Genomic DNA, 12,947 nt, shown 5'->3' with positions numbered 1-12,947 from the left:
CGGTCAGTCGGACAGGACCGAGAGCGCGTCGCCGAGCCACGGCATGGCGGCCTGTCCTGGTTCCACGACCACCGTCTTGAGGATTGCGCGAAGCTTTTCACCGATGATCCCGGAAATCTCCTCGTTCCAGTCAGAATGGTGGAACAGGGAAATCGTGCGCGAGAACTTCGCGAAGGGCAGGGGATGCACGTCGACCTGGCCGTGAAACCTCCGCGCCCGGAGATAGCCGAGCGGCGTGGAAATCGCCCAGCCGGCACCACTGGCGACAAGGCCGAACATCGCCTGGTTGCTGTCGATCTCGATCCGGCTCTGCGGTTCGAGTCGAAGGCGCTTCAGATGCGCGGCGACCTGGCGGCCGATCAGCTGGCTCTTCTCGTAACGCAGGAGCGGAAGCCGATCGAGGGCCCCGATCGACTCGGGCGCTGCGGGCAGAAAACCTCTTGGCACGGCCAGCACGAACGGATCGCGCAGAAGAGGCAGTTCCACCAGGCCCTCGGGAAGTTCGGGCGCCCTCGCCGCTATGGCGAGTTCCGACCGGCGTTGAGCGAGGTCTTCGAGGAGGAGATGGCTTGGCCCCGTGACGATCGTCATGTCGCAGTTGGGCAGCATCTCGGCCAGCGAGACGGCAAGGCGTGGCATGACCTCGCCGTCGAAATCGTCGATGTAGCCGATTTCGAGGCTCCGCAAACGGCCGAGATCCTTCAGCGAAAGCTCGATCGCCCCCTGCCTGAGATGCATCAGGGCCTGACGCGCGTGAACGAGGTAGGCCCGCCCCGCCGGGGTCGGTGCCAGCGGACGCCGGCTTCGGTCCACGAGTTCCTCTCCGAGGACGTCCTCGAGGTTCTTCAGCTGCTGGGAAGCCGCGGAAGGACTCAGTCCCAGTCGCCGCGCGGCCTCGTGCAGCGAGCCGGTGCTCACCAGGGCGTCGAAGACCTCGAGCCCCCGAAGCGTGACCGACCTGTTCTGAAGCTGGCTCATCATTACGCGATATTTCCAAACGCGGGCACGCTGTAAAGTCCAATCGGGCGGGGTTCACGTGGGCACCCCGCCCGGGGATTTCACATTGCCACGGCCGGGGCGTTCGGCCAAATGGCACCGGGAGGGTTCGGATCCGTCCCGAGATGCGTCCTTCGGATGGATCAACGCCCGGTCATGCGGTAAGTAACGGCCTTGACCGCCGGGCAGGCGCGGTCGAAGGACGGGGTGACCGGAACACGACCGCCTCTCGGGCCGCCGCAGGCCGGCGGTGCAGGAACAGGAACTTCAGGCGCGCTCCGGTCCGGTGGGACTGGCCGCAGGAGGCGAGACATGACGAAATCCGGACCGGACGGAAGACTTCCCCGCGTTGTGGCCATCGGGTTCAACAAATGCGGAACGCGCTCCTTTGCCGAGCTGTTCAGAAAAGCCGGGCACAGCGTCATTCACCACAAGGTGCGCGACCGCTGGCCGGTTCCGCGGCGCATCGGCAAGATCATGCAGGAGAACCTTGCCGCGGGGCGCAAGGTCTTCGACAGCGTTGAGGACTACACCTTCTATTGCGATCTGATCTACGCCACGAAGTCCTCCACGTTCGACGGCGCCTCGGCCTATCGCGAGATCCTGCGCGATTATCCCGACACGATCTTCATCCTCAACCTGCGTGACCGGGAGCAGTGGATTACCTCCCGACTCAGGCATGGTCACGGCGAGTTCGCGAAGCGGGAAATGGCGGCCCGCGGGCTGAGCAGCATGGATGAACTCACGGACCAGTGGCGGACCGAATGGGACGCGCATCTCGCCGACGTGCGAGGGTTCATGGCGGACCACCCGGCGCAGTACATCGAGTTCGATCTGGACAGCGACAAAGCGGAGGATCTCGTGGCGCGTCTGCCCGATTATCGTCTGAACGCGGAGGACTTCCACGACATCGGCCGGACACGCGGCCGCCAGATGGGCTGGCTGAAGCGGAAGGCGAAGAAGTTCATCGCGCACAACCGTCCGCGGTTCCTGCGCTGAGAGGCCGCCGTGATCATCAGCCGCGAACACTCCTTCATCTTCCTGCACAACCGCAAGACGGCTGGCAGTTCCATATCGGTTTCGCTCTCGCGCTATCTCGGCCCGGACGACCTTCAGATCAGCGCGATCCCCGAGACATTGAGCGCCGGGCTGCCGCTGACGGAGCGTGTCCTGCGCGAGGCGAACAAGCAGGCCCACGGTCTTCTGCCGCTGTTCAGGCTGCTCGGGAAACGGGCCTATGCGCGTGCCGTGGCGCGCTCGATCGACCACGCCTACCGTCCTCTCCTGGGTCGCAAGCCGCCGCACGCCCCGGCCGCGACGGTGGCGGCGGCCTTTCCCGAGGACTGGGCCGCGTGCCGGAAGTTCTGCGTCGTGCGCAATCCCTGGGACAAGACCGTCTCGGACTACTTCTGGCGTATAAAGGGGATCAGGAACCCGCCGACCTTCGACGCATACGTGCGCGCGCTGGCAGCAGGCGACAGCCTGAACGGCATCGTGCCGATCGAGTTCCATTCGAACTGGGAGCTCTACACGATCAACGACACGGTCATCGCCGATCACGTGGTCCGGTTCGAGAACCTGGCGGAGGAGTTGCAGACCGTTCTGCAAAGCCTGGGCCTGGACTGGGACGGATGGCTGCCGCGCGCCAAGGGCGGAACGCGCAAGACGTCAAAGCGCTCCGGCGGCTATCGGGACATGTACGACGCGGAGACGGCGGCCATCGTCGGCACCCTCTACGCGCGCGAGGCCGAAACCTTCGGCTACACATTCTGACACATATGTGCCTCGACCATCGGCGAGGCCCGTTCTACAGAGAGCGCGAAGGATCGCCCTCGTCAGGGCTGTGACGCGGCCAAGGAAGCTGGAAAAGAATGAAGAAGCAGATCATTTGCATCCGCTGGGGCACGAAATACGGGCCGGAGTATGTGAACCGGCTCTATGGTATGGTGTCGCGCAACATCACGCCGCCGTTCGATTTCTATTGCTTCACCGATGATCCCGAAGGCGTCCGCCCGGAGGTCTCATGCCTGCCCCTGCCGGACCTGGACTGCGATCTGCCGAAGACGCGGAAGGGCGTCTGGGGAAAGTCGCGGTTATGGCGCAAGGACCTGGGCGGGCTGTCGGGGCCGGTGCTGTTCATGGACCTCGACGTGGTCATCGTGGGAAACATCGATGGCTTCTTCGAATACGGTTCCGAGGATGACGTGATCCTCGCGCGGAATCCGAACACGCCGTTCGAGCGTCTGGGCCAGACGTCGTTGTATCGCTTCCCGATCGGCAAGCTGGAGCCGATGCGGCAGGAGTTCCTCTCGGATCCTCAGAAGGTCGCCGAGACCTTCGTGTTCGAGCAGCGCTTCGTGACGCGGCGCGCACCCGGAGGGATCAAGTTCTGGCCGAGCGGGTGGGTGAGCCTGTTCAAGTGGCATTGCATGCGGCAGTTCCCGCTGAACTACTTCCTGCCGCCGAAGCTGCCGGCGAAATCCAAGGTCGTGATCTTCCCCGGCGGTCTCAACCCGCCCGACGCGATTGCGGGCCGCTGGAATGTCCGGTCGCCGGTGCTTCCGCCCTTCAGGCATTTCCTTGCGACCTTCACCAAGTCGCGCAACGGCAGCGTATCGGAACATCTGCGCCACTTCCTCCATCCGGCAGAGTGGGTCAGCCGGAACTGGCGCGAATAGACCGGCCTCAGGACTGGCCCGCGCGCTCGATGAAGTCCAGCGCGCGGCGGTCCTCTACGGTGTCGCTCTCGATGCTGTTCACCGTGCGCATGACCTTGCGGCGGTATTCGCCCGCCTTGCCCATCAGGTTCGGCCCGCGGCTGATCTTGGCCTCGAGGTCCTGGCGCGACCGTGTGTAGTAGTGGTTCAACTGGATCGCGTCGGCGGAATAGAAGCCCGGCTTGTCGCGATCCTTGAGGGATGACTTCTCTCCCCGGTCGTTCCAGGTGTCGGAAGAGCCGTCCGTCTCGACCGAATGGACGCGCAGCGCGGTCAAACGGCAGGGGTCCACGAGGCACTTGAACGCGCGCAGGCCCGGGGCGTCGCTCATCGGATCGCGGGCCCTTTGCAGGAAGTTCGGAACCACTCCGCCTTCGGGCGGGGTCGCGTGTCCGGATGTCCCGAACATGTGCCACGGCAACGAAACGTTGGGAACGTCGCCGAGCGGGGCGAGTGCCTCGTCATATGAACCCGCCCTGGCGGGCACGAGGAATTCGTCCACGTCGATGAAGGCCATCCACCGGAAGGCGCTGCCGAAATTCGACGCGGCATGGGCATAGGCAAGGACTTGGTTGTGAATCTCGCGCCCGAGCCGGGAGTCCGTCAGCCTTTGCTGCCAGGGGATCACCGTCAGCCTTTCGGGTGGCAGGGTGGCGCGGAGGACGGCGATGGTGTCGTCGGTGCTGGCGTCGTCATAGACCGCGAAATGGCGCGCGCCGCCGGCGAGGTGAAACCGGGCCCATTCGCCGATGTAATCGGCCTCGTTCTTGACGATCACGGCTATCGCCATGCCGGAGCGATCGGGAAGTGGCCGTGGCGAGCGGATGCCGAGCTTGGAGATCTTCGCTCGGCTCAGGAGTTTCTTAAGCACGGTCTTACCCCGAATGGCTGCTCGCGCGGCACACTATAACGGGGGCGGTCCCTGTGAAAGCGGCTTCCCTCCCGACCGCCTGCACGCGGGGCGAGAGGCGGCCGATGCGCGGCGGCGGGCCGGTGTGGCCGCCGCCGCTCGTCCGGAACTGCAGTCCGGCGTGGCCTCAGCTTCCCGCGATGGCCTGCGTGGCCTCCGCGATGGCCGCCTCGGTCAGTTCGAAATCCGCTTCGGTCAGCGCGAGGCTCGGGTAGACCTTGCCGGGCGACTTGAAGATGCCGTTCTTGCGCAGGACCGCGTTGAAGCGCGCGCTCTTCTGGCTGTCGGCTGCCTGCACGTCGCGATAGGTCCGCACGTCCCGGTCGGTGAACACGACGTCGAAAAGCGTCGGGTGTCCGACGATGCGATGCGCCACGCCCGCCGCGTCGAGATGCGTGCGGAACATGCCCATGATCCGTTCGCCGTGGGCCATGAGCGTGTCATAGGCGCCCTCGCGCCGCAGGATTTCCATTGTCTTGAGCCCCGCGACGGCAGCGACCGGGTTGCCCGATAGCGTTCCAAGCATCATCAGCCAGCGGTCTGCGCCGACGATGGCCTTGTCGAAGTGGTCCATGATCTCCTTGCGCCCCACGACGGCTGCAAGCGGGAAACCGCCGCCGATGATCTTGCCCAGGGTGCAGACGTCAGGGACGACACCATAGGCTTCCTGCGCTCCGCCGTAGGCGAAGCGGAAGCCGGTCACGACCTCGTCGAAGATCAGGACGATGCCGTACTTGCTGCAAAACTCCCGCACGGCCTGAAGGAACCCCGGCGCGGGCGGGATGATGCGCTGGAGGGGTTCCACGATGATGCCCGCGATCTGATCTCCCCACTCGGCGAGCAGGCTTTCGAGATAGTCGGGATCATTGAACGGCGCGATCAGCATCTCGTTCCGGACGGCCTCCGGGATGCCGGCGCTGTCCGGCACGGCCTGCGGGAAGTTCACGAGCCGCGTGGGTGCGAGGCTCATCTGCGCCTCCGCCGACATGCCGTGATAGCCGCCCTCGAACTTCAGGATCTTGTCGCGGCCGGTGTAGGCCCGGGCGAGCCGCATGGCGTACATGTCCGCCTCGCCGCCCGACGACAGGAACCGCACCTGTTCGGCGCAGGCCACCGCGCGGCAGATCTCCTCCGCCAGCTCGACGCCGGCCGTGTTGTTGGCGAAGAAGGTCATGCCCTTCGGCAGCTGTTCGGCGACGACCTCCAGCACTTCCGGGTGGCCGTGGCCAAGAAGCATCGGGCCGGAGCCGATCAGGTAGTCGACGTATTCCTTGCCGTCCTCGTCCCAGACGCGGGAGCCCTTGCCTTCGCGGATGAAGACCGAGGGGTCGAAGTTGCCGAAGCCCCCGGCCGGCAACACGGCCCGGGCGCGGTCGGCCCAGCTGGTCATGGGGGTCTTGTCGAGCATGTCGGTCTCCTAGTCGATAATGGCCACAGACTGGCCGAGTGTGTCGGGATCGGGCGCGACGCCCAGACCCGGACCTTCGGGCGGGGCGATCCTGCCATTCTTGCGGGCGGGCGCCCCAGGGTCGAGCCGCGGAGCGACGTAACCCGACAGGTCGCAGGTGTTCAGGACAAACCGCTCCGGCGTCGCAGCGGCGAGGTGCAGAAGCGCGGAGGTCGTGACGTCCGAGCCCCAGGTGTCCTCGATGCACATCTTCGCGCCGAGGTGCAGGCAGAGGTCGCGCGCCCGCCGCATCTGGCTCAGGCCGCCGAACTTCGACAGCTTCAGCGCGACGGCGTCCATGCAGCCAAGCTCGTAGGCCTTCAGAAGCGACGCCGTGTCATGGCCGTTCTCGTCGATCTTCATCGGCAAGCCGGTCGCCGCCCGGACGGCCGCGCATTCCTCGAGCGTCGCGCAGGGCTGTTCCAGCATGATGTCGAGCCCGGCGACGGCCCTGCCCACGCGCGTCGCGTCAAGCCGCGTCGCGCCGCAGTTCCAGTCGCCGTAAACCAGCGGACCGTCGCCGACCGCTTCGCGCACCATCCGCAGGCGCGCGACATCGACCTGCCAGTCGCCATCCGCGCCAAGCTTGACCTGGAACTGGGTGATGCCTTCGGCCTGGGCCTCCTTCGCGATGCGGGCCATCTCTTCCGGAGCGATGCAGGTGATCGAATGGTAGAGCGGCATGTCCGTCATCTGCCTGCCACCCAGAAGCGCGTAGGCCGGGAGCCCGGCGACCTTCGCCGTGATGTCCCAAAGCGCGAGATCCAGTGCGGACTTCGCGTAGACGTGACCCTGAAGCCAGGCGTCCGCGCGGCTCATCACGGCCTCCGGGCCCACCGGATCGGCTCCGATGACGACCGGCGCGAGGTATTCGAGCGCGGGCCGGACGCCCTCGGGATAGGCGGGCAGGTAATGCGGGATCGGGCAGACCTCGCCCCAGCCGGATATTCCTGCGTCCGTGTCGACGCGCAGGATGACGGAGGTGACGGTGTCGCAGGTCTTTCCCCCCGCCATGTGATAGGCTAGGTGGCTCGTGAGCGGCACTTCCCAGAGTGTCAGTCGGGTGATCTTCATTTCAAACCTCGTAGACGGCGATGGGCTCGCCGAGCCGATCGACCTCTGGCGCGACGCCGAGGCCGGGGGACGTGGGTGGAGTGGCGAAACCGTGGGCGTTGCGGGCGCCCTGATCCGGGACCGGATCGACGGACAGGTGATAGTGGCATAGCCAGCTCGCCAAGCGGTTCGCTTCGGGCGTCGCGCTGGCCAGGTGGATCGCGGCCGTGTCGGCAAGGGCAGAGCCGCCAAGATCCTCGATGTGCATCTGCCAGCCGACCGAAACGCCGAAGTCGCGGATCTGCAGCGCCTTCGTGAGCCCGCCGACCCGGTTGGGCTTGACCTTCACGCCTTCGCAGGCGCCAAGCCGCCACGCTTCCAGATGGTCCTGGAACGTGTGCAGGCATTCGTCGAGCATGATCGGATTGGCGACCCTGCCGGCCACATGCGCGCACTGGTCGAGCGTTTCGCAGGGCTGTTCCACCCAGTCGCGCGCCGCGACCGAGTTCAGGACCTGCACGGCCACGCCGGGTGTCCAGGCGCGGTTGATGTCGTAGGTCACCTTTTCGTCCGAGGGCAGGGCGGCCGAAATCGCTTCGATCCGCGCGACGTCGGCGGCGATGTCATGCCCGCCGAGCTTCGCGGAATGGGTGCGATAGCCCTTTGCCGAGGCTTCGCGGATGAGCGCGATCATCTCTTCCGGCGTGCCGGTCGAGATCGACGAGTTGACCGCGACGGGTTCCGCGACGGTTCCGCCGAAAAGCTGCCAGAGCGGCATTCCGGCGGATTGGCCGAGGATGTCCCAGGCCGCCATGTCGATGGCGGACTTGACGTAGAGATGCCCCGGAAGTTGCACGTCCATCGCGTCGTTCAGGGCGCGCAGGCTCCGCGGATCGCGGCCGAGGATCGCGGGCGCGAGGGTCTGGATGCCCGCGCGGATGCCGGGGCCGTGGGCCGGCAGGTAGGTCGTTCCCCAGGGGCAGCCTTCGCCCCATCCGCTGATGCCCTCGTCCGTGTCGAGGCGGACGAAGGTCGAGTCGAGCCGCTCGAACTTGAGCCTGCCGCCCGAGAGCCAGTAGGGTTTCGTGAGCGGCAGGTCTATCGCCCAGACGCTGATACGTGTGATCTTCATGCCGCATACTCCGCGACTGGGGCTCCGAGGCTTTCGAAATCCGGCGTCACGCCTAGGCCGGGGGTATCGGGCGCGATCAGGCAGCCATTGGCCGTTGCCGGGCCCGGCTTCCCGGTGCTGCGCGTGTTGTAGTTGTGCAGGTCGGTCGTGTTCTGAAGGTATTCGGCCGGGGTCGACGCCGCGAAATGCGCGAGCGCGGCAGTGGCGATTTCGCCGCCCCAGGTGTCCTCCGCCACGACCGGAATGCGGTTGTCGACAAAGTAGTCGCGCACGCGCCGCGCCTTCGACAGACCCCCGAGGTTGGAGATCTTGAGGCACACGAGATCGGCGCCGCGATCCTCGACGATCCTGTGCGCGGCGCGAATGCCCGTCACGCATTCGTCGAGCTTCATCGGTATGTCGACCATGCGGCGGACCTGCTGGCATTCCTCGTAGGTCTGGCAGGGCTGTTCGAGGATGAAGTCGAGGTCGCGGGTGGCGCGGGCGACGCGGATCGCGTTGTCCACGCGCCAGCCCTGGTTGGCATCCGCCATCGCCTTTTCGCCGGGTTTCAGCAGTGGAACGGTTGCGCGGATACGGTCTATGTCCTTCACCCAGTCGCCGCCGACCTTGATCTGGAACTGCCGGTAGCCCTGGGCGCGGTAGCGCTCCATCTCGGCGATCGTCTCGTCAGTCGCCTTCTGGGGGGCAACGCGATACATCGGCGCGGCCTCGGTCAGCTTGCCGCCCATCAGCATCCAGACCGGTTGGCCGGTAGCCTGTCCGAGTATGTCCCAGCAGGCCGCGTCGAAGGGCGCCTTGGCATAGCCGTGGCCCTGGATGACGTGATCCATGATCCGCTCGATCCGCGCCACCTGACGCGGGTCCTCGCCCAGTAACGCCGGCGCCATCAGGCGGGCGGCGGCCTCGACGCCCTCGGAATGGGCGATCATGTAGTTCTCCCCGCAAGGAGAGAATTCGCCGCAACCGGAAAGGCCGGCGTCCGTGTCGATCACGACGACCGAGGCCTTCGCCACGGTGATCGCGTTCCCCGCGCCCCAGACATAGGCGCCGCCGACATAGGGCAGGTCGGTCTTGTAGACCCGGATGCGGGTGATCTTCATGGTTCCACCACGATGTTGCCGACATGCTTCTTCGCCAGGAAGGCGCGTTGTGCGTCGTGCAGGTCGCGGAGCCGGAAGGTCGCGGCCAGCTGCGGCCGGACCAGTCCACGCTCGATCAGCTTGACGAGCCGCGCCATCGTGCCGGGCGGAGTGATCGTCGCTCCGGAAAGGCGCAGATCCTTGTAGATGAGTTGGCGCAGGTCGAATTCGACCGTCGGCCCGGAGATCGCTCCGCAGGAGGCGTAGCGACCGCCCTGCCTGAGGGCGTTGACCAGAGGCATGAACATCGAGCCGCCTACCACGTCGAGCGCGGCCTCGACCGAGCCGCCGGCCACATCGCGGATCGCGGCCTCCAGGCAGGGCGTGGCGCGGTCGATCACCGCGTCGCAGCCCAGCTTCCTCAGAAGCTCGGTTTTCGCGGCCGAGGCGATGCCGATGACCCGCGCGCCTCGGATCCTGCACAGCTGGACCGCCGTCGTTCCGACCCCGCCCGAGGCTCCGGCGATCACCACCGTCTCGCCCGGCTGGGGATCGGCCTTCATCACCAGGTTCTCGGCCGTGGTCAGCGCGCAGGGGAAGGTGGCGAGCTCGGCGTCCGAAAGATCGCTTTCGATCCGGTGTGCGTTGCTTGCCCGGATGACCGTGTATTCGGCGAAGCCGCCATCGCATTCCGAGCCGTAATAGGGTGCGTTCTTCGGGTCGAGCCAGTCGCCGGTTCCGAGAAGCCAGGGATCGACGATCACCCGCTCGCCCATGCGGCCCGGGTCCACGCCGTCGCCCACGGCTTCGATCCGGCCGACCGTGTCGGCTCCCTGGATGCGAGGGAAGCTCAGAGGGCTGCCGGACCAGGTCGCGTCCGCAGCATCTGCCTTTTCGAAGCCGCCGCTGCCGGCCGCCTCGGTGATCCCTTCCGACACGGCCTTCGAATACCAGGCCGTGCGGGTGTTGATGTCGGTGTTGTTGAGCCCGCAGGCTCCGACCCTGATCAGCACCTCGCCCGCACCGGGGCTGGGCTTCGGCCAGTCCTCGCGCCATGCGAGCTTGTCGAAGTCGCCATGGCCCGTGAGGACCATGGCTTTCATCGTTCCGCTCATTCGGCGGCGACCTCCCGCGCGTCAGTGCGGGGCAGGAGGCTCTGGGGGTCGTAAGCGGGCTCGGAAAGGACCCGCGCCTTGCGCGGTTCGCCCATGATCACGACCTCGAGCTCGGTGCCGGGGGTTGCGTGGCCGGCCTTGACGTAGGCGAAGGCAAGAAGCTTGCCGACCGCATGGCCGAAGGCGATGGAGCTGACGGTGCCGACCTGCTTGCCGTTCGCCAGAACCGCTTCGCCGCCGTTGCCGTCCGACCGTCCGTCATCTGCCACTTCGAGATAGGCACAGACCCAGGGCAGGGGCTTCGCCGCCGAGGCGGCGGTCGCCGCCTTGCCGCGGAAATCCTTTTCCATCCGCACGAAGCGCATCACGTCGGCCTCTGGCAGGGTGACTTCGTTGGTAAGCTCGCCCGCGCCCTTGAACGCCTTCTCCATCCGCATCGCGTTCATCGCGAAGGAGCCGTAGTTCACCATCCCATGCGCCTTGCCGGCGGCCTTCAGCGCGCGGAACGCCCCGAGGATCGCGTCGCGGCTCCCATGGATCTCCCAGCCGAGTTCACCCGCATAGGACATGCGGAAGGCCCAGACCGTGTGCCCGCCGATGTCGATTTCCCGCGCGGTCATCCATCTGAAGCCGGCATTCGACAGGTCCGCGCCGGTGCAGGCGCCGAGGATGTCGCGCGAAAGCGGCCCGTTCAGGGTGAGCGCGCCCCAGTCGGTGGAGCGGTTGGTGATCGCTACATCCTCACCCTTGCGGGCAAAGGTGAGGTAATCGACCAGGCGCTGCTCGAAGAACGCAGCGCAGACGAAGTAGAATCGATCCTCCGCAAGCCGGACGATCGTGGTTTCCAGCTCGATCCGGCCGTTGTCATTCAGAAGATGCGTCAGACCGATCCGTCCGACGGCGGGCAGCTTGTTCGGCACCAGCCGGTCGAGGAAGGTCGCCGCGTCGGGACCGGAAACTTCGACCTTGGTGAAGGCGGAAATGTCCATTATGCCCGCGCGTTCCCGCACCGCCCGCACCTCGGCGCCGACGATGTCGTGGAGCTTCGTGCGGCGGAAACCGTAGATGTCCTTCGCCTCCGTCCCCTCCGGCGCGAACCAGCGCGGGCGCTCGTGGCCGAAGACTTCCTCGAAGACCGCGCCCTCGGCCTTCAGGTCCTCGTAGAGCGCCGAGGGTTTCACCGGACGGCCGTCGAGGCGGTTGAAATGCGGGAAGGGGATCTCGTGGCGCAGGAGGTAGTCCTCCTTCGCCTTGGTGATCTGGTATTTCTGGTCGGCATAGGGGCCAAACCGGCGCGGGTCGAATTCGCGCATGTTGATGTCGGCCGCACCATGAACCATCCAGCGCGCGAGTTCCCGCGTCAGGCCCGGACCCCAGCCGATGCCGATCTGCGTGCCACAGCAGCACCAGTAGTTCCTGAGCCCCGGCGCGGGGCCGATCAGCGGGTTGCCATCCGGCGGATGCGAGATCGCGCCGTGAACCTCGCGGGTGATGCCAAGCTCGGCGAGGATCGGCATGCGGCCCATCGCGTTCTCGAGCCAGGGCATGATGCGGTCATAGTCCGGCTCGAACAGTTCGTTCTCCGCCTCCCAGGGGCAGTGATCCTCCCAGACGGTGTTCGGGTTGGCCTTTTCGTAGATGCCGATCAGGCCCTTCTTCTGCTCCATCCGGATATAGCCCGACACCAGCCGGTCATCGCGCACGACGGGCAGTTCCTTGTCGAGCGCCTGGAACTCCGGAACCGTGTCGGTGATCAGGTAGTGGTGCGTCATCGAGGTCGTCGGCAGGTCGTAGCCCGACCAGAGCGCGACCTGGCGCGCATAGGTGCCGCCCGCGTTCACGACATGCTCGCAGGTGATCGGCCCCTGTTCCGTCTCGACGAGCCATTCGCCGTTCGGCTGCTGCGTCACGTTCGTCGCCCGGCAACGGCGGACGACTTTCACGCCCAGTTGCCGCGCGCCCTTGGCAAGCGCGAAGGCCGCGCCGGCGGGGTCGACGTGGCCGTCGTCGGGCGTATGCAGCGCCGCCTTGACGCCCTCGAGGTTGTAGAAGGGGTGAAGCTCGCGGATGCGCTCGGGGCCCACGATCTCCATCGGGAAGCCGAGGCCCTTGCCCACCGAGATCGTCTGGTGAAGCCAGTCGAGCTCGTCATCAGTGTAGGCGAGGCGCAGCGAGCCGCAGCCGTGCCAGGTGACGGATTGGCCGGTCTCTTCCTCCAGCACCTTCGAGTAAAGGTCGATGTTGTAGCCCACGCATTTGCCCAGAGCGAAGCTCGAGGTCGAATGCGTGATCTGGCCCGCCGCGTGCCAGGTCGAGCCGGATGTCAGTTCCGCCTTTTCCAGGAGGACCACATCCGTCCAGCCTTCATGCGCAAGGTGGTAGGCGAGGCCGCAGCCCATGATGCCGCCGCCGATGATCACGACGCGGGCCTGAGAGGGCAGAGCGTTTTCCGACATTGAAAATTTCCCGAGTGAGAGTCGCGTTTTCTCTCGACA

11 protein-coding genes are annotated in these 12,947 nt (G+C 66.2%); 3 read left to right on the top strand and 8 right to left on the bottom strand.

Annotation, left to right across the window (positions count from 1 at the left end):
- Nucleotides 1-3: 3 nt before the first annotated feature.
- Nucleotides 4-978 (bottom strand): LysR family transcriptional regulator, encoded by a 975-nt coding sequence (locus ABCN56_RS02395; RefSeq protein WP_343079169.1) that lies wholly within the window; start codon nt 976-978, stop codon nt 4-6.
- Between the two features lie 330 nt (nt 979-1,308).
- On the opposite strand from ABCN56_RS02395, the gene ABCN56_RS02390 reads away from it, so the two are divergent.
- From ABCN56_RS02390 to ABCN56_RS02380, 3 genes are all read left to right on the top strand, one after another.
- Nucleotides 1,309-1,995 (top strand): sulfotransferase, encoded by a 687-nt coding sequence (locus tag ABCN56_RS02390; protein WP_343079168.1) that lies wholly within the window; start codon nt 1,309-1,311, stop codon nt 1,993-1,995.
- A 9-nt stretch (nt 1,996-2,004) separates the two neighbouring features.
- Nucleotides 2,005-2,769, top strand: coding sequence for a hypothetical protein (locus ABCN56_RS02385; RefSeq protein ID WP_343079167.1), 765 nt, complete (start codon nt 2,005-2,007; stop codon nt 2,767-2,769).
- A 98-nt stretch (nt 2,770-2,867) separates the two neighbouring features.
- Complete coding sequence (locus ABCN56_RS02380; RefSeq protein WP_343079166.1) at nt 2,868-3,674, top strand: glycosyl transferase; 807 nt, start codon at nt 2,868-2,870, stop codon at nt 3,672-3,674.
- Nucleotides 3,675-3,681: 7 nt separating this feature from the next.
- Here ABCN56_RS02380 and ABCN56_RS02375 read toward each other — a convergent pair whose 3' ends face one another.
- The 7 genes from ABCN56_RS02375 to ABCN56_RS02345 form a co-directional block, all read right to left on the bottom strand.
- Nucleotides 3,682-4,584: a glycosyltransferase family 92 protein gene (locus tag ABCN56_RS02375; RefSeq protein WP_343079165.1), complete on the bottom strand. Its 903-nt coding sequence runs from the start codon at nt 4,582-4,584 to the stop codon at nt 3,682-3,684.
- A gap of 166 nt (nt 4,585-4,750) precedes the next feature.
- Nucleotides 4,751-6,031, bottom strand: coding sequence for an aspartate aminotransferase family protein (locus ABCN56_RS02370; protein ID WP_343079164.1), 1,281 nt, complete (start codon nt 6,029-6,031; stop codon nt 4,751-4,753).
- Nucleotides 6,032-6,040: 9 nt separating this feature from the next.
- Nucleotides 6,041-7,144: a mandelate racemase/muconate lactonizing enzyme family protein gene (locus ABCN56_RS02365; protein WP_343079163.1), complete on the bottom strand. Its 1,104-nt coding sequence runs from the start codon at nt 7,142-7,144 to the stop codon at nt 6,041-6,043.
- 1 nt (nt 7,145) lies between these two features.
- A complete protein-coding gene (locus ABCN56_RS02360; RefSeq protein WP_343079162.1) occupies nt 7,146-8,255 on the bottom strand; it encodes a mandelate racemase/muconate lactonizing enzyme family protein in 1,110 nt (369 codons plus the stop codon).
- Complete coding sequence (locus tag ABCN56_RS02355; RefSeq protein ID WP_343079161.1) at nt 8,252-9,358, bottom strand: mandelate racemase/muconate lactonizing enzyme family protein; 1,107 nt, start codon at nt 9,356-9,358, stop codon at nt 8,252-8,254. The genes ABCN56_RS02360 and ABCN56_RS02355 overlap by 4 nt, the downstream gene beginning before the upstream one ends.
- A complete protein-coding gene (locus ABCN56_RS02350) occupies nt 9,355-10,452 on the bottom strand; it encodes an alcohol dehydrogenase family protein (RefSeq protein ID WP_343079160.1) in 1,098 nt (365 codons plus the stop codon). The genes ABCN56_RS02355 and ABCN56_RS02350 overlap by 4 nt, the downstream gene beginning before the upstream one ends.
- Nucleotides 10,449-12,908, bottom strand: coding sequence for an FAD-dependent oxidoreductase (locus tag ABCN56_RS02345; protein WP_343079159.1), 2,460 nt, complete (start codon nt 12,906-12,908; stop codon nt 10,449-10,451). Before ABCN56_RS02345 ends, ABCN56_RS02350 begins: the two co-directional genes overlap by 4 nt.
- Between the last annotated feature and the right edge of the window lie 39 nt (nt 12,909-12,947).

The sequence above is a fragment of the Ostreiculturibacter nitratireducens genome, assembly GCF_032670585.1.
Lineage (GTDB): Bacteria > Pseudomonadota > Alphaproteobacteria > Rhodobacterales > Rhodobacteraceae > Ostreiculturibacter > Ostreiculturibacter nitratireducens.
The sequence above is the reverse complement of the archived record's forward strand: the minus strand, read 5'-3'. Positions and strand labels throughout refer to the sequence as shown.

Coding starts and splice junctions, on each gene's coding strand:
- ABCN56_RS02390 (WP_343079168.1), top strand. CDS start 1,309: ATGACGAAATCCGGACCGGACGGAAGACTTCCCCGCGTTGTGGCCATC.
- ABCN56_RS02380 (WP_343079166.1), top strand. CDS start 2,868: ATGAAGAAGCAGATCATTTGCATCCGCTGGGGCACGAAATACGGGCCG.
- ABCN56_RS02345 (WP_343079159.1), bottom strand. CDS start 12,908: ATGTCGGAAAACGCTCTGCCCTCTCAGGCCCGCGTCGTGATCATCGGC.
- ABCN56_RS02355 (WP_343079161.1), bottom strand. CDS start 9,358: ATGAAGATCACCCGCATCCGGGTCTACAAGACCGACCTGCCCTATGTC.
- ABCN56_RS02395 (WP_343079169.1), bottom strand. CDS start 978: ATGAGCCAGCTTCAGAACAGGTCGGTCACGCTTCGGGGGCTCGAGGTC.
- ABCN56_RS02365 (WP_343079163.1), bottom strand. CDS start 7,144: ATGAAGATCACCCGACTGACACTCTGGGAAGTGCCGCTCACGAGCCAC.
- ABCN56_RS02370 (WP_343079164.1), bottom strand. CDS start 6,031: ATGCTCGACAAGACCCCCATGACCAGCTGGGCCGACCGCGCCCGGGCC.
- ABCN56_RS02350 (WP_343079160.1), bottom strand. CDS start 10,452: ATGAGCGGAACGATGAAAGCCATGGTCCTCACGGGCCATGGCGACTTC.
- ABCN56_RS02360 (WP_343079162.1), bottom strand. CDS start 8,255: ATGAAGATCACACGTATCAGCGTCTGGGCGATAGACCTGCCGCTCACG.